The 18742-nt window shown below is 60.9% G+C and carries 18 protein-coding genes; 6 read left to right on the forward strand and 12 right to left on the reverse strand.

The annotated features are described in order from the left end of the window. Positions 1-52 precede the first annotated feature (52 nt). Together ACA046_RS03410 and ACA046_RS03415 are read left to right on the forward strand one after the other, a co-directional pair. Complete coding sequence (locus ACA046_RS03410; RefSeq protein WP_497677040.1) at positions 53-523, forward strand: prepilin peptidase; 471 nt, start codon at positions 53-55, stop codon at positions 521-523. 124 nt (positions 524-647) lie between these two features. Next, the gene (locus ACA046_RS03415; protein WP_459025852.1) at positions 648-1430 is read left to right on the forward strand and encodes a response regulator transcription factor; all 783 of its coding nucleotides are present in this window, start codon (positions 648-650) and stop codon (positions 1428-1430) included. Between the two features lie 117 nt (positions 1431-1547). Here the strand turns inward: ACA046_RS03415 and ACA046_RS03420 are convergent, their stop codons facing one another. Genes ACA046_RS03420 through cpaB form a run of 8 tightly spaced genes read right to left on the reverse strand, consistent with a single transcriptional unit; the run spans position 1548 to position 8989 of the window. Beyond that, positions 1548-1817, reverse strand: coding sequence for a DUF3613 domain-containing protein (locus ACA046_RS03420; RefSeq protein WP_459025854.1), 270 nt, complete (start codon positions 1815-1817; stop codon positions 1548-1550). 15 nt (positions 1818-1832) lie between these two features. Continuing rightward, complete coding sequence (locus ACA046_RS03425; RefSeq protein WP_076017959.1) at positions 1833-2555, reverse strand: tetratricopeptide repeat protein; 723 nt, start codon at positions 2553-2555, stop codon at positions 1833-1835. 10 nt (positions 2556-2565) lie between these two features. Beyond that, positions 2566-3459, reverse strand: coding sequence for a type II secretion system F family protein (locus ACA046_RS03430; RefSeq protein ID WP_459025856.1), 894 nt, complete (start codon positions 3457-3459; stop codon positions 2566-2568). Between the two features lies 1 nt (position 3460). After that, positions 3461-4342: a type II secretion system F family protein gene (locus ACA046_RS03435; protein ID WP_076017957.1), complete on the reverse strand. Its 882-nt coding sequence runs from the start codon at positions 4340-4342 to the stop codon at positions 3461-3463. A 10-nt stretch (positions 4343-4352) separates the two neighbouring features. Continuing rightward, entirely contained in the window at positions 4353-5624 is a 1272-nt protein-coding gene (locus ACA046_RS03440; RefSeq protein WP_459025858.1) for a TadA family conjugal transfer-associated ATPase, read from the reverse strand. Then, a complete protein-coding gene (locus ACA046_RS03445) occupies positions 5621-6814 on the reverse strand; it encodes a CpaE/TadZ family protein (protein ID WP_497675910.1) in 1194 nt (397 codons plus the stop codon). The genes ACA046_RS03440 and ACA046_RS03445 overlap by 4 nt, the downstream gene beginning before the upstream one ends. Next, the gene (locus ACA046_RS03450) at positions 6811-8040 is read right to left on the reverse strand and encodes a type II and III secretion system protein family protein (protein WP_076017954.1); all 1230 of its coding nucleotides are present in this window, start codon (positions 8038-8040) and stop codon (positions 6811-6813) included. Before ACA046_RS03450 ends, ACA046_RS03445 begins: the two co-directional genes overlap by 4 nt. A 19-nt stretch (positions 8041-8059) precedes the next feature. Next, on the reverse strand, positions 8060-8989 hold the full coding sequence (gene cpaB, locus ACA046_RS03455) for a Flp pilus assembly protein CpaB (protein ID WP_076017953.1): 930 nt from the start codon (positions 8987-8989) through the stop codon (positions 8060-8062). Positions 8990-9321: 332 nt separating this feature from the next. On the opposite strand from cpaB, the gene ACA046_RS03460 reads away from it, so the two are divergent. Both ACA046_RS03460 and ACA046_RS03465 read left to right on the forward strand, forming a co-directional pair. Then, positions 9322-9522, forward strand: a complete 201-nt coding sequence (locus ACA046_RS03460) for a Flp family type IVb pilin (protein ID WP_076017952.1) — start codon at positions 9322-9324, stop codon at positions 9520-9522. 59 nt (positions 9523-9581) lie between these two features. Continuing rightward, a complete protein-coding gene (locus ACA046_RS03465) occupies positions 9582-9989 on the forward strand; it encodes a response regulator (RefSeq protein WP_459025863.1) in 408 nt (135 codons plus the stop codon). 122 nt (positions 9990-10111) lie between these two features. Here ACA046_RS03465 and ACA046_RS03470 read toward each other — a convergent pair whose 3' ends face one another. The 4 genes from ACA046_RS03470 to ACA046_RS03485 all read right to left on the reverse strand — a co-directional run bounded on the left by ACA046_RS03470 (position 10112) and on the right by ACA046_RS03485 (position 16103). Continuing rightward, positions 10112-11797 carry a ShlB/FhaC/HecB family hemolysin secretion/activation protein gene (locus ACA046_RS03470; protein ID WP_497675911.1) on the reverse strand — a complete coding sequence of 562 codons (1686 nt, stop codon included), beginning with the start codon at positions 11795-11797 and terminating at the stop codon, positions 10112-10114. Positions 11798-11972: 175 nt separating this feature from the next. Continuing rightward, complete coding sequence (locus tag ACA046_RS03475) at positions 11973-13607, reverse strand: collagen-like triple helix repeat-containing protein (protein WP_497675912.1); 1635 nt, start codon at positions 13605-13607, stop codon at positions 11973-11975. A gap of 292 nt (positions 13608-13899) precedes the next feature. After that, a complete protein-coding gene (locus tag ACA046_RS03480) occupies positions 13900-14748 on the reverse strand; it encodes a MaoC family dehydratase (RefSeq protein WP_497675913.1) in 849 nt (282 codons plus the stop codon). Positions 14749-14750: 2 nt separating this feature from the next. Continuing rightward, positions 14751-16103 (reverse strand): 3-oxoacyl-ACP reductase, encoded by a 1353-nt coding sequence (locus ACA046_RS03485; RefSeq protein ID WP_497675914.1) that lies wholly within the window; start codon positions 16101-16103, stop codon positions 14751-14753. A gap of 114 nt (positions 16104-16217) precedes the next feature. On the opposite strand from ACA046_RS03485, the gene ACA046_RS03490 reads away from it, so the two are divergent. Together ACA046_RS03490 and ACA046_RS03495 are read left to right on the forward strand one after the other, a co-directional pair. Then, on the forward strand, positions 16218-17495 hold the full coding sequence (locus ACA046_RS03490) for an acetyl-CoA C-acetyltransferase (protein ID WP_497675915.1): 1278 nt from the start codon (positions 16218-16220) through the stop codon (positions 17493-17495). Positions 17496-17761: 266 nt separating this feature from the next. After that, positions 17762-18661, forward strand: coding sequence for a PA4780 family RIO1-like protein kinase (locus tag ACA046_RS03495; RefSeq protein WP_076017944.1), 900 nt, complete (start codon positions 17762-17764; stop codon positions 18659-18661). Positions 18662-18742: the final 81 nt, after the last annotated feature.

Genomic DNA, 18742 nt, shown 5'->3' on the forward strand with positions numbered 1-18742 from the left:
CTACTTGATATCAGCATAGAATCAATCGACGAAAAGGGATGTTTTTTACGTGATCCAAGGCCTGGTGGTGATGCTCTGGTTGGTGCTGTGTGCGGTGCAGGATATTCGTCGGCGTCAAATCGCCAATCGGCTGACGTTGGGGGCGGCGCTGCTGGCGCTGATCTATTTGCTTTGGACCGGCACCACTTGGCTGGGGGCGCCAGGCAGCTATGGGCTGGGGGCGTTTTTTCTGGCGCTGCTGTTGACCCTGCCGGGTTACGCCCTCGGCCGCCTGGGTGCAGGGGATGTGAAGCTCCTGGCCGCCCTGGGCCTGGGGTCGGATATGAACTACCTGCTGTGGTCGTTCATCGATGCCACGGTGGCCAATGTGCTGTGGTTGCTGGTGGCGCCCAGGCTATGGCCGCTTATGAGTCAAGGGCTTAGAAACGCCCTCGGCTATCTCGCTCCGGGGCCGTCAACTAAACTGCCATTTGCGCCGTTTCTATTGGTGGGTTTTAGCCTGTTCTGGTTTTGGATCCATTAGTCGAAAGCCGCTCTATTGCTATGGAAATAGTCGGAAAGTAGGTCTACGTTTATGAAGTAGTTGTATAGGAATATTTGTCGTGAGGGATGGGTCAATCTTTTGGCTGCCAGGCATGGAGTAGCGTGTGAACAAAGTGAAGTCTGCGATAAAAGTGCTCGTGGTCGACGATCAGCCCCTGATCGTGGAAGAGCTCTGCGAATTTCTCGAAAGCAGTGGTTATCGCTGTGTCCCTTGTGAGTCGAGCCAGGAGGCTTTGCAACGCTTTACCGAAGACGCCGACATCGGCCTGGTGTTGTGCGACCTGCACATGCCGGAGATGGATGGCATCGAGTTGGTGCAGGCCCTGCAACGGGTATCCGGCAAAAAGCGCGCCTTCGAGGCAATCATGTTGACCGGGCGTGCCGACAAGCAGGATGTGATCAAGGCCCTACGCGCCGGGATTGCCGATTACTATCAAAAGCCGATCAACCTTGAGGAACTGCTCGAGGGCCTGCAGCGTCAGGAAGCGGCGCTGGAAGACCGGCGCAAGGACCTGCACCTGGGGAACCTGAACCAGAAGCTGCAATACCTTTCCGAGTCTATCGACGACCTTTACCACGACCTCGACAAGGCGCGTCGCAGCCCGCGTGAGCCAGAAGGCGAAGAGCTGTCCGGCGAGGAATCCGGGTCGGTGGAAGTCCCGGCGATCTTCAACCAGCTGTCGCCCCGGCAGTTGGACGTCGCCAGGCTGGTAGGCAAGGGCCAGACCAACTATCAGATTGCCTGCGAGCTGGGTATCACTGAAAACACCGTGAAGCTGTATGTGTCCCAGGTATTGCGCCTGACGCACATGCATAACCGCACCCAGTTGGCCCTCGCGTTGTCGCCCAACAATTCGGCGATGCGCCAGCGGGTAACGGCGCATTGATATCTGCGCTGTAGGAGCGAGCTTGCTCGCGAAGGGGCGATAACGATAACGCTGGTTGCCTGACACCCAGCGGCGCAGTTGTTTTTTTGGCGAGCAAGCTCGTTCCTACAGGGTTTTTTAATTGCTGCCCTGGGTTTGCCCGCCGACCTTCTGATCAAAATGCTCCGGGATCGGATGCTTGAAGCTGTCCAGCCAGCGCTGGGTGGCCAAGTCGCGTTCGGCGGCGCTGGCCTTCTGCTGTGCCGGTGACGCCACTTGTCCGCTCGACTGCAACGTCAGCCAGGTTTCGGTTTGTTTCTGCTGCGGTGAAGACGGGCCCGGCTCGACGGCCACTACGGTGAGGGGGAGTGTCAGCAAGGCAAGGCTGGCGAGGTAATGAGCTTTCATTGTGAACTCCTCGGATTATTTGGGGCTGGGTGACGGTAAGTCACTCACCGTTGCTATCTGGTCGTTGGCCTTGGCCACAGGCGCGCTTGAACCCTTGAGTTTCTCTGCACGGGCCTGGGCTTCGGTCACCTGTTCAGGGCTCAGGCCCAGTTGACTCACCAGTTGCGCCGCTTGTTTCCAGTTGTCTTGGTAGATCAGCAAGGTCACCAGGTTGATGGCTGCAAGTTGGTCAGTCTGCTTGAGTTCCATGGCGGTCATGAACTCAAAACGTGCGTCTTCGATACGCAGTTGGTTGAGGTACACCACGCCCAGGTCATTGCGGATTTTCTCGTCGGTGGGCGCCAGTCGTGCGGCACGCTGCAAGTGCGCCATGGCTTGCCCGTTGTCGCCCTTGGCCGAGGCCAATTGCCCCAGGCCGTGCTCGCCTTCGGCCGCCATGCAGGTGCCCAGCAGGCTGCGGTACAACGGCTCGGCCTCACTGCGCCCGAGCAAACGATAAGCCTTGGCTTTGCGCAGGCGTACCTGGGGCAGGTTGTCGGGCAGGTTTTGCAGGTTGGCCAGGCTGGCGTGCAGCTTGCCGTCGTTGGCCATCTCATCGGCCAGGTTCAGCGATAGCTCCTGGTCGGCGCCGGGTTTTGGACAACTGGCATTGGACATCAGGGCGCTCCAGGGGGCCTGGCCATTGCTGGCGCACCCGCCGAGCAACAACAGGCTCAAACCGGCTATCAACGCTTTCATCGGGCGCTCCTCATAAGTTAGTCAGGGCGCGGGTGATACCAATGAACGCCGGCCCCCCGAGCACGATCAGCAAGGCGGGAAACAAGAACACCATCATCACGACTGACATCTTTGCCGACATCTTTGAAATGAATTCCTGCAGGCGAGTCAGGCGTCGGTCATCCAGCAGTTGTTTAAGCGCCAGCAACGACTTCATCGCGCCGCCGCCCTGTTGCACCAACTGCTGGAGGATGACGCAGGTGTCGGTAAATTCATCCACGGCCAACAGCTTGGCGGTTTTGCCCAGCTCCTCGCTCAGTTCCAGGCCGGAGTCGACGCGCGTCAGGATCAGGCGCAGCTCATGGGTCAGCGCCGGCAGCAGGCGCTGCGCTTCAACGCTCAGGACCCGCAGCGCCTGTTCGACGGCCATGCCCGATTCGAACAGGATGCGCAGCAGTGGAATGAAGGTAGAAACCTCGCGGGAGATACGCTCCTGGCGGGATTTGGCGATGGCCGCGAGAAAACGCTTGGGCAGCAGATAGCCGATGCCGAGGGACATCAGGGGGGCGATCCAGGGTGAGGCGACCTTGGGAAACAGCAATTCCTGAAGCAGGATGCAAAGTCCCAGCATCACTACGGGCACGCCAATCTGGCAGGCGGCAAACATCGAGCGCTGGCTGGACTTTCTCCAGCCCATGCGGTTGAGCAGAATTTGCGTTTCGTTGTCCAGGCTCACCGAGCGCTGGGCGAGCTGGCTGTTACCCAGTTGGCGCATCATAGTGCCAAGCCGGTTTTCGCGGCCCATCTGGCCCTGCAAGCGCTGGGCAATCAGACGCTGGCCGCGCCGCTGTTTCATCAGGTTGAGCAATACCAACGCCAAGGCGGCCAAGAACATTACGGCGCTGATCAGCAGTGAAGTCCCCATCTCATACGCTCCGTAGCATGCGCCATAGGGCCACGCAACCGAGTACCTGCATGCCCAGTGCGACAAACAGCAGGATGCGTCCGGTGGTGTCATTCCACATGGTCATCAGGTAGCCCGGGTTGATCACCATGAAATACCCCACCATCGCTATCGGCAGGCCCGCCAGCACAAAGGCGGTGACGCGGGTTTCGCCGGTCATGGCCCGCAGTTGCCGGGCGGCTTGCTCGCGCTCGCGAATCATCTTGATCAGGTTCTCCAGGAGTTCGCTGGCATTGCCGCCGTAGCGGTGGTTAACCTTCAAACCAAGGGCGAACAGACGGAACTCGTCCTGCTCGTAGAACTCGGCGAAGTCGTGGGCGGATTCCGGCAGGCTGACGCCCAACTGCACGTTGCGCTGGATACGCCCCATGGCTCTTTTGAGCGGGTCGTCGGCGGCTTCGATACCACCGAGCACTGCGTCGGCCAGGGTGCGGCCCGCCTTGAGACTGCGCACGGTGTGATCCAGCAACTGCGGCAATTGCTCGATCATGCGCTTGAGTCGACGCTGGTAGCGCCAGGCGATGTACACGCGCAACGCCAGCGGCGGCAATACCAGCATCGTCAGCAGGCCGATCCAACTGGCGACCATCAGCCCCAGCAGCGCGCTCAGGGCCCAGGCGGTCAGCCACAGGCCGAGGCTGTCGGTGGGTTTGCCCAAACCGGCGCGTTGAAACATGCGCTCCAGGCCGCTCCACTGGTTAGTCGCTTCGACGAGTTGCGGCTGGCCCTCGGCAAGCCGGTCCAATACCCGCTCGGTTTCGGCCCGGCGTATGCCGTTTTGAAATAGCCGGATCGACAGGCCGATCAGGATCACGCAGATAAGTATCAGAATAGGCCCGGTCATACTCACATCCCTATAAAGGCAATGCCGGCTCGCGGCGCAGTTTGTCGCCGGCAGGGTTGACCGCCTCGCGCAGGAAGCCGAAACCGGTGCGCCGGTCATAGCGAAACAGCGTATTGGTCACATACACGTCTTCACGTACGCCCACCACCTCCACCACTTCACTGACGCAGCGTCGACCGTCTGGCAGGCGCGTCAGTTGAATCACCACATCGAGGGCCGCGCAGATCATTTGGCGCAGGGTTTTTTCCGCGACCACCCGGCCGGTCAAGCCCACCAGGGTTTCCAGGCGCAGCAGGGCGTCCTGGGCATTGTTCGCGTGCAAGGTACTCATGGAACCGTCGTGGCCGGTGTTCATCGCGGTGAGTACATCGAGTACTTCCACACCCCGGATCTCGCCGAGGATGATCCGGTCCGGGCGCATCCGCAGGGCGTTGCGGATCAGGTCGCTAGCCTTTACCTCACCGTGACCCTCGGCATTCGGCGGGCGTGTTTCCAGGCGCACCACGTGGGGATGGCCCAGTTGCAGTTCGGCCACGTCTTCGATGGTGACCAGCCGCTCCTGGGGGTTGATCAATTGGCTGAGAATATTCAACAGCGTGGTTTTACCGGTGCCCGTGCCGCCGCTGATCAGGATATTGCAGCGCTTGCCCACTGCTTCCTGGAAGAACTCGAAAATGTGTTGGTCGATGGTTTGCATCGCTACCAAGTCGCTGCTCTTGAGCATGTCCTTGCGAAATTTTCGGATCGACAGGCAGGGACCGTCGAGGGCAATCGGCGGGATGATTGCGTTGACCCGACTGCCGTCGGGCAGACGCGCATCGACCATCGGCGACGACTCATCGAGGCGTCGGCCCAGGGGCGCAAGGATGCGTTGCATGACGCGCTCCACGTGATGCGCATCGATGAAACGCAGGTCGCTCTGGTGCAGCAGGCCGTCGCGTTCGATAAACACCCGGTGCGGGCCGTTGACCAGAATTTCGGTCACGGACGGGTCGCGCAGAAGCACTTCCAGCGGGCCGAATCCGGTGAGTTCGTCGACGATTTCTTCCGCCAGGCGCTCCATTTCATAACGGGAGATCGCCAGGTGCATGCGGTTGATGTATTCGGCCACCTTGTCGATGACAAATTGCGCCAGGACCTGGCGCGAGCCTTCCAACAGATTTTTTCCCGACTCTTCGATGGCATCGATGATGTAGCGGTGCAGCACCAGTTTCAGACCCTCGTGGTCCGTGTTGCCAGCGCTGCCGCGGGCGGGGGAGCCGAACAACTTTTCACCGTTCATTTGCCGGTACCCAGCAAACGGTCAAGCCAGCGGTTCGAGGGCTTGGACAGGCCTTCGGAGCGTTTTGCCAGGCGTTCACCAAGGGTTTTCAGGCCTTGGGTAAGGCCCTCCCTGGGCGACAAGGCGAACAAGGTCTGGCCCTGGTTTTTCGCGTTCAGGCGAACCTCCGGGCTCAACGGCAGCACCGCGATCACCTCCAGCCCGAAACTCTTGCTCAGGGCTTCGGAGTCCGGCGCGCAGCTTTTCACGTAGCGGTCTACCAGCAGCTTGGCATGCTCCAGCTTCATGCCCTTTTCCCGCCACTGATTCAGCACGGCGAGGTTGCGACGGCAGTCGAGTACGTTCTGGTCGGTGCACCACAGCAGCTTGTCGCAATGGCTGACAAAGGTGCGCAGGGCTTCACTATCCGGCTGGCCGGTGAGGTTCACCACGATGTGATGGAAGTGTTGGCGCAAGGCACTGAGCAGCATGTACAGCTCGGCGGCGCTGGTCAGTTCCAGGGGCTCGTCACTGGCGGTATAGGCCAGGATGCGCAAGCCTTCTTCGGTGGCGGTGAAGGCACTGTTGATCAGGGTAGTGTCGAGGCGCCTGAGGTGGCGCAGGGCGTCACCGAAATTGAATGAGCTTTCCAGCCCCAGCAGCGCCAGGCTGTCGCCCCTGGGCAGGCCCAGGTCCAGCAGCAGGGTTTGCTGCCCGCTCTTTTGCACTACCAGCGCCAGGTGGCTGGCGAGCAGTGCGCCGTCGGCATTGCCCTGGGTGCCATAGAGGACGGTCAGGCCGCCGAGGAGGGCATTGGATGTCACGGGAGGCAGGCGTTTGCTCAGGCGACGCACCAGCCCGGCGACTTCGCTGGAGCGCGAACCGTAGGCGACGAAATCCCGCGCGCCGGCACGCATCGCATTCAGTACCAACTGGTTGTCCATGCCGTCGCCGAGGGCGACGATGGCGAGCATCGGTTTGGCTTCCAGAGCGCCTTCGATGAGTGCGCTCTGGGCCACCACGTGCTCACGGTCGAGACCAACGAACACCAGGTTGGCGAAGGTCACGTCCACCAGGGCGAGTAATTCGTCGAGGCTGCCGCCACCGGCACTCACCACTTGGCCAAGGGGGGCGAGTGCGCCCTGCAGCCATTCCAGGTCGGTGGTATTGCGGGTAATTGCCAGGAAAGTCTGGCTCAGGCTATCGCTCATTGGGACAGCCCATTGCTACGGTCGAAGTTACCGTTTTCCAGGAAGTACAGGCGATACCAGTTCGGGTCGTAGTTGCGTAGGTTCTCGCCAGGTAATGAGGGCAATTGGGCGTTGGCAGCCAAGGGTTGGACCAGGTGCGGGGTGACGATCATCAGCAGCTCCTTTTCCTGGCGGTTGATCGAGGAATCACGAAAGAACGCCCCCAGGATCGGGATGTCACCCAGGCCCGGAAATTTACTGATGGAGGTGGTGTTGTTGCTGCTGATCAGGCCGCTGATGACGAAGCTTTCACCGTCGGCCAGGGACACACTGGTGTCGGTGCGGCGAATGGTCAGGGCCGGCACTGAGATGCCCTGGATGGTCACGGCGTTTGTGTAGTCCAGCTCGCTGACCTCCGGGGCGACCTTGAGGGAAATCCGGTTATGGTCGATGACGGTTGGCGTCAGCGTCAGACGAATCCCAAACTCCTTGTATTCGATCGAGATGGTGTTGCTGGCGGCACTGGGCACCGGGATCGGCACTTCACCGCCAGCCAGGAATGTTGCGCTTTGACCGCTCAGAGCTACCAGGCTCGGGCGCGCAAGCGTATATGCAAAGCCGCTGCTTTCCAGGGCATTGATCATGGCCGAGATCTTGCCTCCGCCGAAGCCGATGTTGAAGGTACCGTTATTGACCGCTTGCCCGCGGAAGCTGTTGGTGGGCGGCGCTGGCGCCGTCCCATTGCCGGGGCTGCCAAACAGGAAGTTGCCGCCTTGGCCGAAGAGCGAGGTACTGGCCTCCTTAAGCTTGGTTCGCGTCACTTCGACGAAGCGAATATCGGTCTGTACCTGGCTCGGCAGCGTGGGGTCGTCCGAGGGTGAAAGTGACAGGCTGGTTAGCGCGGAAGTGGCCTTGCCCTTGACGAACACCATGCTCTGGCGAGGTGCGCTGGCGCAAGCCGTCCATACCATCAGGCTGGTGGTGCCGGAGCCGACGCCGGTCAGCAGGAAACCACGGTCGCCATTGAGGTGTACGTCGGCGACTTTCGGGTCACCGATCGCCAGGCGGGTAATGGCCACGGGCGATTGCAATTCCTGTTGCAAACCTTCGCCCACCGAGAGGGTGGCGGGCAATTGTCCCAGGCTGCTGCAGTTGCCCGGGGCTGCGAAGGCAATACCCGCGGGCAGGCTCGACAGCAGCAGGGCACAGGCCAATCGCGTGAACACCGGTGCGTAACGACGGGTCATTCAAGGCATCCTTGTTCAGTCAGGGCGTTTTTTGGTTCGTTTGATTGCCGCGGATGATCTCAATCTCGGCGCGCGGCTGGCTTCCCTGGGCGACTTTTTTCGGCGCTTGGGCGAAGGCCAGTTGGGTGAATTGATAAAGGTCGCGGTTGGCGCTTTGCACGTTGCCAGGCGAAGTGCTTTCACCGGCCCAGTACTGGCTCAGCAGGTGCTCGTCGGCGCTGCGCACGGCCAGGCGCAAGGTGCCGGCCTGGGAAGCCAGCATCAGACGGCTCAGCAGTTGTTCGGGCACTGCGAGCACCACGGTGCGGGCGGCGTTTCCGCGTTGGGCCTGTTGTTTTTTCTCTTCAGCGGTAAGTGGCTGCGAGGCTGGGGAGCCATCGTTGGCCAGGCCCAGCTGGTCACCGACACTGAGTAGGCGCATGGCCGGAATCACCACTTGTGCCGACTGTTCCAGGTTGGTGGTGTCCTGGCGCAGGTACAGCAGCACGTCCACATAGTCGCCGGGACTCAATTGGCCGGCCACGCCGATGACCTCATCAACGGCCACGGCAAGGGCGCGTTCATCCGGGCGAATCATCCGCGCCAGCGGGCCACCGGGTGTGAAGCTTTCCTCGTTCAACCAGGTGCCGGCGTGCAGGGTTCTCCAAGGGATACGGCCGATGGCTTGGTCGACGCTGGTCAAGCTGCCGGCGGGTACCGTGCGCAGTTTTTCCACGGTCAGGTCGGCAGCATTGAGGGCGACAAAGGGCGGTACATCGTGTGCGAGCACTACCACCGGCTGGCGGGTCTGGTCTTCAACTACCGCGACGGCGGGTTGCGCCGGCGTGGCCTGTGGGGGCGGCTGGACTACGGGCGCTGGTGCGCGACTTAAGACCAGGCCCCAGTAACCGGCAAACAGCGCGCCAACCAAGAGCACTCCGGCCAGTATCATGCTGATACGAGTGTTCATGACGGCTCTCCTTTTCCCTGTTGCACTGCAACCTGTCTATCCGGACAGGCTAATGACGCAACCTGGCTGCTGTGAACATTTAACTAACTATTTCGCTATTTGAAGGTAGTTCAGCTAGGACGAAATGCCATTACTGACAGCAAGATTTCTTAATGGATACAAATGTAGCCCTGAAAACCACGGTTTCAAGGCGTCAGAAAAACCACCACTACTTTGTGATTAATCATTTCTTACAGTTGTGAGGGTGAGGTTTGTTGACAATGCTGAGGTGGCACATCGCAATTATTGTGCGGCATCGTGATAGGGCGCTTGGTCGCCAGAGGAGAAGTCTTATGTTCCTTGATCTTTTGATGAAACTTCACGTTCAACTCCACTTGCTATTTCATCGCAAAGACGGCGCTACAGCGATCGAGTACATTATTCTTGTAGCGGTCGTAGCACTGGTTGTGCTGGCTGCTGGGAATTTGCTTGGGCCGCAGATCACTGCCATGTTTGCCAGGATCCAGGCGGCAATTACTCCCGCTACTCCTTGACCTTCAAGCAGTAGCCTATGAGCACACCCGTCAGCACTTGGCCAAGTTAGGTATTGCTCATGAACACGGCTGCACATGCCCGCCAGCAGATTCTGTTGGTGGACGACGAAGAAGATGCCCTCATTGAACTGGCGGAGTCGCTGGAGAATGAGGGTTTCGTTTGCTTTACGGCAACGTCCGTGACCTTTGCCCTGCAAGAGCTGACCCTGCACCCCGATATCGCCCTCGTCATCACCGACCTGCGCATGCCCGAGGAAAGCGGTATTTCCTTGATCAAGCGCCTGCGCGAACACACCGCTCGCCAACACCTGCCGGTGATCGTCATGTCTGGCCATGCCGATATGGATGATGCCAGCGATATGCTGCGTTTGCAGGTACTGGACCTGTTTCGCAAGCCGATCTATCTGGTGCGCTTGATCGACACCCTCAATAACCTTTTCCCCATCCCCAAAATCAGACTGATGTAGGAGCGCGCTTGTGTGGGAGCGGGCTTGCTCGCGAAAAACGTCAACGATAACGCGGGCAGTCTGGTTCCCCGCGTTGCCTTAACGTTCTTCGCGAGCAAGCTCGCTCCTACAGTAAATAGGGGTCAGAGTTGGTAGCTGAAACTCAGCGTGTACCGCGGCCGGCGATTGAAGCTGTCCAGGGCGATGTCCGACATTGGCTTGGCCGCTTCCAGCGCGATGTTGTAGTACTTGTTGTCCCCGAAACGCAGGCCCACCGCTGCCGATGACATGTTGTTGGCCTTGACCGGCAACTCGTTGAACCAGGTCTTGGCCTTATCCAGTACCACATACGGCTGCAGGATTTTTACCCATTCGCCGCTGCGGTTGAAGCTGTAGTTGACCTCATACGCCACGCCCCAGCCCTTGTCGCCTGAGCCCTGGTCATCCGGGTAGCCACGCCCGAAATTCTGCCCGCCGAACGTCGCGCGTTCGCTGTCGGGCAGGGTGTCGTTGCTCCAGTAAACAGCCGCCGAGGCGACGCCTTGCCAGTTGTCGAAGAACTTGTCGCTCTGCACGCCCGAGAGGCGCAGGCGGAAGAAGTCGATGTCCGGTTTTATGCCTTCGAAGTCGCTGCGCGTCTTGGCGCCCAGGCCGTCGATGCCTTGGTAAAGGCCGGCGCTGAGGATGCGCAGTTGGCGCGTGTCGGACTTGCGCCAGTCGCCCTCAAAAGCCAGGGCGCGCAGGTTGGTTTCCAGGTCGAAACGTTGAGGGAATCCCACCAGTTGATAGCGGGTGGTTTGGTCTACGGCATAGAGCCGTGTGCCCAGGGTCAGCGACTCGGTGGGGGAGGCGATCAGCGGATGGCTGAGGCCAACGGAGTAGCGGTCGATTTCCTGGCGTGGCTTGAGTTCAAAACCGCCGTCCAGTTGCACGTTACTGCGCGGGTCGGCGCGGTAACGTTCGGCGTTCACCACCAGTTGGGTACCCTCGGCGTTGACGAATTGGCTGTAGCCCAGGCGGTAGTAGTGCTCCTTGTCTTCGCCAGGCGGGAACAGGCCGCTGAGGCTCAGTTGCTCACCCATGGAGGTCTGGGAGTTGCTGGTGCCGGTGATCAGGGCTTGCAGGCCACCACGGCTGTCGTCGGTCATGCTCATGCTGCTGGTGAAGGGTTTGCGCGAGGCCTGGATCTGCATGTGTGTGCCGCCATCGGTAGTGCCCGGCGGCGGTACTTGCGCCTGCAGCGTCACACCCGGAATACGCCCCATCAGCGTGGTGTAGCGTTCGAAGGTCTTGCGGGTCAGTGGGCGCTCGCCCAGCAGCTTGGCCGCCAGTTTGTCGACGTAGGCCGAGACTGAGCCGATGTCGCCCTGCACGTTGTAATCCTTGATGTAGCCCTCCACCAGTACCACGTGCACCAGGCCGTTTTCGAAGCGCTGATCAGGCAGGTAGGCGTAGGACAGCAGATAGCCGTCCTGCTGGTAGCGGCGGGTGATGCCGCGGGTGGCTTCGATCAGTTGTGAGACGGTGGTTTCATGACCAATCAGCGGCTCGAAAGCCTGGGCCACGTCCTTGAGCGGGTAGATCGTCCCGCCATCGATTTGCAGCTTGCGGATGGTCACTTTGGTGTCCATCAACAGTGGCTGATTCTGGGTAGCGGCCGGCTCGGGCAACTGGGTCTGCGGCGTGACCGGACGATAGGCGTCGGCGGGTAGATTGGGCACCGGCAGGTTGCGAATGGTGTCGTTGCTGTTGAGGAAGCTGGGCAGGGTCTCGGCGTGGACACTGGCAGCAATCAGGGTGAGTAGAAACAACGGCGTCAAGGCGCGCATAGGACACTCCATGGTCAAACTGCAGCAGCGTTTCGCGGGTTCCCGCCGGGCTCTGGGGCGCGGTTCGGGAAGGCCTTTCACTGGCCAATAAAAAAGACGAGAGACTCATTGGAATCTCTCGTCTCAACCAAGCGTAGGCGCTGGAGGGGAGGCCGTCTAATGGCCAGGTGCAATTCTATTTTTTGCCGGTCAGCCCGCCGAGCAAGCCGCCCAGGCCACCACCGGTGTTTGTGTTTGCAGTGCCTCCAGCGGGAGTGCCACCACCTACATTCAAGCCGCCGAGCAGGCCACCACCGCTACCGCTGGTGCCGCCGGTGACCAAGCCACCCACCGAGCCGACCGTATTGCCGACTGCATTCAGCGTACCGCCTACAGCGTTGGTAATCGGGTTGGCGTTGGCCGCTGTCAGGTTGGTGCCCAGGCCGCTGACTGCGCCGCCGACCTGGGTCACCAGACCGTTCACCGGTGCACCGATACCGGTGGTGGTGCCGATGTTTTGGGTCAGCCCGGCAACGCCCGAAGTCACTGGGTTCAGTGCGGCGCCGACAGTGGTCGCCAGACCGGCGACCGGAGCCGTGGCGCCGGTGTTGGCTACACCGTTGCCGCCAATCAGAGTGCCGAGGGACGCGACGGTGTTGCCCACCGCGCCGCCAGTGATGCCTGCCGCACTGACAGTGCCATTGGTGTTGCCGATATTCAGGCCGTTGCCCACGTTGGCGACAAGGCCACCGACCAGTTCAGGCAGACCCGATTGCGGGGTAGTGGTTGCCGGATTGACGTAGCCACTCGACTTATCAAGGGTGTTGCCAACACCGGTCAGCGCGCCGCCTACGATAGTCCCGAGAGGGTTGCCTGCACCGCCCGCGCTGGCCACTTGGCCACCGAGACCTTTGACCGTGGCCCCGACTTTGTCCAGTACGCCACCGACAGGATTGCCCAGGCCGGTTTTATTACCCAGGTTGCCGGTGGTGTTTTCCACCAGGGAGACGACGGGTACCAGTACGCTTTTGCCGACCGTATTGGTCAAGCCGCCCAGTGGCCCGGTGGTACTGGCCGTGCTCAAGGTGTCGCCGAGCATAGTCACGGTTTGGCCGACCTTATCGACCAGGCCGCCTGCTGCGCCACCCACGCCACCGGTTAAACCACCGACCACGGGAATGCCACCCAATGTAGTGCCCAGGGATTTACCGGTGTTGGAAACGCCGGTACCCAAGTCGGCCACGCCGTTGGCGACGCCGGCAACAGTGATGCCCAGGGAATTGCTATTGGTACCCAGTGTGCCCAGACCGTCGGTCAGGCCGGTGCCGATGCTGTTGACGGCAGTGCCTGTCGCGGTGACGAGCCCGCCAGCAGTGGTGCCGACAATTGGGACAGTGGTGAGGGTTGAACCCAGGTCGCCCACCGCGGTGCCGACGTTGCCGACGACACCGCCGACAGCGCCAACTACCTGGCCGGTGACCAGCGGAGTGGTCGAACCTGTACCGCCACCGGTACCGCCGCCAGTGCCGCCACCTGTACCTCCGCCGGTACCTCCGCCAGTGCCGCCACCTGTACCTCCGCCAGTGCCACCACCTGTGCCGCCGCCGGTACCGCCACCAGTACCGCCATCAGTGCCACCGCCGGTACCACCGCCAGTGCCTCCATCTGTTCCGCCGCCAGTGCCACCACCTGATCCGGCGCCGGCATCCGGAGAGGACGCGGCGACGCTACTGTGATGACCACCACCACCGCTGCTGCAGCCTCCGAGGCTTACTGCCAGAATCAGGGCCAGCGCGGTACTTGCTTTCCACAACACGACTTGAGTTTTCATGATTGAGTTCCTTGCACCTGGTACAGCCTTTGTTGTTATCGAAGTTCGCTGTTTCTAAGGGCAGCGATACATTCGTCCGTTATGGCTATAACAGACCCGGGCACTTCTTCTCGCAATGCTCAACTTGGTATTAACGATTTATATACCCCCACGAGTGGTCCGCTTAGTGATTAATACCAAGGGTATATATAAGAGGGAATTGAAAAGCAGGAGGTGTTTAAAATCATAGGGTTAATAAACTTAGCGGGCTATCGATAGCCCGCTATAACTTAAGGTGTATATATACAATTAATCAGGCGATAGGCCGCCAGCGTCCCGTCATGTGCTCGAGGTCCCCGGTTCCCTTTAGTTGCAACTCACCGCTTGAGCCGGCGGCACTTGCCCATAAGGTCACTTCACTGGGCAAGCGCACCGGCTTTTTAAACTCGACGTCTATCTCAATATTGGCTGCAGGTAAGTGTTCACTCAGTTCGGCCAGTGTGCGTGCCGTGTTCCATAGTCCATGGGCAATTGCCTGGGGGAAGCCAAACAACTTGGCGGTGATCGCACTCAAGTGAATCGGGTTGTAGTCGCCGGACACCCGAGCGTAACGGCGTCCGATATCGGCGGGGGCTTTCCATCGGGTCAACTCGCTGACGCTGACGGGTGCTTGCAACGCGTTATCCGCCGCAACGCCATCGAGTTTCACGCCACGACAGAGCATCCGGCTTTCGGCTTCCCACAGCAGCCCCAATGAATCCTCGACCGTGGTCACGATATCGAAAGTCGCGCCCTTGGCATGGGGTTGCAAGTTCTGCGCGTAGACGCCAACTGTCAGGTCGCTCACACCACCCAAGGGGCGCAGGATGCGGATCCGGTTGCTCAGGTGAATCAACCCCAGCAATGGGAATGGAAACGCCTTGTCGGTGAGCAACTGCATCTGCAGGCCGAACGCCAGGATATGGGGATAAGTGGCCGGCAGCACCGGGCTCTCGGCAAACCCGCAGACCTTGCGATAGGCGGCCACCTCCTTGGGGTTGACGCTGACCCGGCAGCGCAACCCTTGTTCGGGCAACGTGGTGCCGGTGATCTTGCGCTTGAGCGCCGCACGCCAATACAGCGGCGGCAGAAACGGGGTGCTGCCTAATGTTTGCCACTCCATGCTTACGCTCCCAATAGACTTTGCCCACACACTCGCAACGCTTGCCCGCTGACCGCGCCCGAACCCGGTTGACCGAGCCAGGCCACCGCTTCGGCGACGTCCTGGGGCAAGCCGCCCTGGCCCAGCGAACTCATACGGCGCCCGGCCTCACGCAAAGCGAAGGGAATGTGCGCGGTCATTTGGGTTTCAATGAACCCTGGGGCCACGGCATTGATGCTGATCCCGCGTTCCCCCAGCAGCGGCGCCCACGCCTGGGCCAGGCCGATCAGCCCGGCCTTGCTCGCGGCGTAATTGGTTTGCCCGCGATTGCCGGCGATGCCGCTGATGGACGCCAGCAGCACTACGCGGCCATTGTCGTGCAGGGTGCCGTTGTCCAGCAGCGCCTTGGTCAGCACTTGCGGCGCGTTGAGGTTGACCGCCAATACCGCGTCCCAGTATTCCGGGGTCATGTTGGCCAGGGTTTTATCGCGGGTGATGCCGGCGTTGTGCACCACAATGTCGATGCCGTCCGGCAGGTGTTCGATCAACTGCGTGGCGGCGTCTTCGGCGCAGATATCCAGGGCGACGCTGCGGGCACCCAGGCGCGCGGCCAGGGCGTCGAGATCGGCCTTGGCTTGTGGCACGTCCAGCAGAATCACTTCGGCGCCGTCACGGGCCAGGGTTTCGGCGATTGAGGCGCCGATGCCGCGTGCGGCGCCGGTCACCAGCGCCTTGCGCCCGGCGAGTGGTCGGGTCCAATCCTCGACCTGGGTCGCGCAGGCATTCAAACGAATCACTTGGCCGGAGATGTAGGCGCTTTTAGGTGAGAGGAAGAACCGCAGTGCACCTTCCAGCTGGTCTTCGGCGCCGTCGCCCACGTACAGCAGTTGCAGGACGCCGCCGCTGCGCAGCTCTTTCGCCAACGACCGGCTGAAACCTTCAAGGGCGCGCTGGGCGCTGGCGGCAAACGGGTCGCTGAGGCTTTCCGGGGCGCGGCCGAGGATCACCAGATGCGCGCTGTGATCGAGGTTCTTCATCAACGGCTGAAAGAATTCCCGCAGCTGCTTGAGTTGATCGGTGTGCTGCAACTGGCTGGCGTCGAACACCACGGCCTTGAGCTTGGGCCCGTGGCCGGGAATCCAGGTGGTTGCCGTCGACGGTTCGGTGCCGTAGCTATAGATAGCGTCGGTCAGCTTATTGGCGAACGGCAGGATTTTTGTTGCCAGCGGGCCGCCGCCGATCAGCAGCGCACCCTCCACCGGGCGCAGGCGTCCGGCCTGCCAGCGTTCCAGGCGCACCGGTGACGGCAGGCCAATGGCGGCGACCAGGCGATGGCCGAGGCTTGAGTTGGCGAAGTCGATATAACGGTCAGACATGGAACGCTCTCCGAGTGCTGGGGTTCAAACGGTGGACCATCAATAGGTGAAAGTCGTTCGATTGAGCCTAGGCTAGTCTCAAAGACTCACCCCACAACCTTCAGGGAGCTTTCCATGACTCAATTGCGCCGTGTAGCGATCATTGGCGGTAACCGCATTCCCTTCGCCCGTTCCAATGGCCCTTACGCCACGGCGAGCAACCAGGCGATGCTGACCGCGGCACTGGAAGGCCTGATCGAACGCTACAACCTGCACGGCCTGCGTATTGGCGAGGTGGCCGCCGGGGCGGTGCTCAAGCATTCCCGGGACTTCAACCTGACCCGCGAGTGTGTGCTGGGCTCGCGCCTGTCGCCACAGACTCCGGCCTACGATATTCAGCAGGCCTGTGGCACGGGGCTGGAAGCCGCGTTGCTGGTGGCGAACAAGATCGCGCTGGGGCAGATCGAGTGCGGGATTGCTGGCGGCGTCGACACCACGTCAGATGCGCCCATCGGGGTGAACGAGGGGCTGCGCAAAATCCTGCTGCAAGCCAATCGCAGCAAATCCATGGCGGATAAATTAAAAGTCCTGTTACAACTTCGTCCCCATCACCTCAAGCCGGAGTTGCCGCGTAACGGTGAACCGCGCACCGGGTTGTCCATGGGCCAGCATTGCGAGTTGATGGCGCAGACCTGGCAGATTCCCCGCGCCGAGCAGGATCAACTGGCGTTGGAAAGCCACCAGAAAATGGCCGCGTCCTACGCTGAAGGCTGGCACAACGATCTACTCACGCCCTTTCTCGGCCTCACCCGCGACAACAACCTGCGCCCCGACCTGACCCTTGAAAAGCTCGCCAGCCTGAAGCCGGCCTTCGAACGCAGTGAAAAGGGCACCCTCACCGCTGGCAATTCGACGCCGCTGACCGACGGTGCCTCGTTGGTGCTGCTGGGCAGTGAAGCCTGGGCCAAGGAGCGCGGCTTGCCGATTCTTGCCTACCTGCGTGATGGAGAAGCGGCGGCGGTGGATTTCGTCAACGGTGCCGAAGGCCTGCTGATGGCGCCGGTGTACGCCGTGCCGCGCTTGCTGGCCCGCAATGGCCTGACGCTGCAGGACTTCGATTACTACGAGATCCACGAAGCCTTCGCTGCCCAAGTGTTGTGCACACTGAAGGCCTGGGAAGATCCGGAGTATTGCAAGACCCGCCTGGGGCTGGACGCATCGCTGGGCTCCATCGACCGCAGCCGCTTGAACGTCAAGGGCAGCTCATTGGCCGCTGGCCATCCGTTTGCCGCCACTGGCGGGCGTATCGTCGCCAACCTGGCCAAGCTGCTGGACGCGGCCGGCAAGGGCCGGGGCCTGATCTCGATCTGCGCCGCCGGAGGCCAGGGCGTCACCGCGATTATTGAGCGCTGAATTACACTATTGATGAACAACAACCCCTGTAGGAGCGAGCTTGCTCGCGAAGGTCGTTAACGATGACGCTCTCATGCTGAATCAACGCGGCGCCCTCGGGTTTTTCGCGAGCAAGCTCGCTCCTACAGGGGATCGCAGATTAATTTGGCATATTGGATGCATTCTTAAGCGGTCAAAGGTCGGTACCCTCTCCCCGCGGCGAGAGGATTGCCGTATAACGAGTGCCATACGCGTGTTTGGTAATAAAGGACCCACAATAAAAGCTGATGAAGACTCCTAAACGCATTGAACCCCTGATCGAGGACGGTCTGGTCGACGAGGTGCTGCGCCCACTCATGAGTGGTAAAGAAGCAGCTGTTTATGTGGTGCGCTGTGGCAACGAGTTACGTTGCGCCAAGGTCTACAAGGAGGCGAATAAACGAAGTTTTCGTCAGGCGTCCGAATACCAGGAAGGCCGCAAGGTCCGCAACAGCCGTCAGGCCCGGGCCATGGCCAAGGGCTCCAAGTTCGGCAAGAAAGAAACCGAAGACGCCTGGCAGAACGCTGAGGTAGCGGCGCTGTTTCGTCTGGCCGGTGCGGGCGTTCGCGTGCCCAAGCCTTACGACTTCCTTGAAGGCGTGCTGCTGATGGAACTGGTGGCCGATGAATACGGCGACGCCGCGCCGCGTCTGAACGACGTGACGCTGGAGCCGGACCAGGCCCGTGAATACCACGCCTTCCTGATTAGCCAGATCGTGCTGATGTTGTGTACCGGCCTGGTGCACGGTGACCTTTCCGAGTTCAACGTGCTACTGACGCCGACGGGCCCGGTGATCATCGACCTGCCCCAGGCGGTGGATGCGGCGGGCAACAACCACGCGTTCACCATGCTGGAACGGGATGTGGGCAACATGGCTTCCTATTTCGGGCGCTTTGCCCCGGAGTTGAAGAAGACCAAGTACGCCAAGGAGATGTGGGCGCTGTACGAAGCCGGCACTCTGCACCCGGCCAGCGTCTTGACTGGCGAGTTCGACGAGCCGGAAGAGTTGGCTGATGTGGGCGGTGTTATCCGCGAGATCGAAGCGGCGCGGCTCGATGAAGAGCGTCGCCAGGCGATCCGTGCGGCTGATGATGCTCCACCGAGCAAAGCATCAGAAGAGCCTCCGCCGCCGCCTTGGATGCAGTGATCTAACGGCGAGTGGATATCAAATGTGGGAGCGGGCTTGCTCGCGAAAGCGGTGTGACAGTCACCAGATGCATTGACTGAT

The organism is Pseudomonas sp. LBUM1641 (assembly GCF_059716235.1).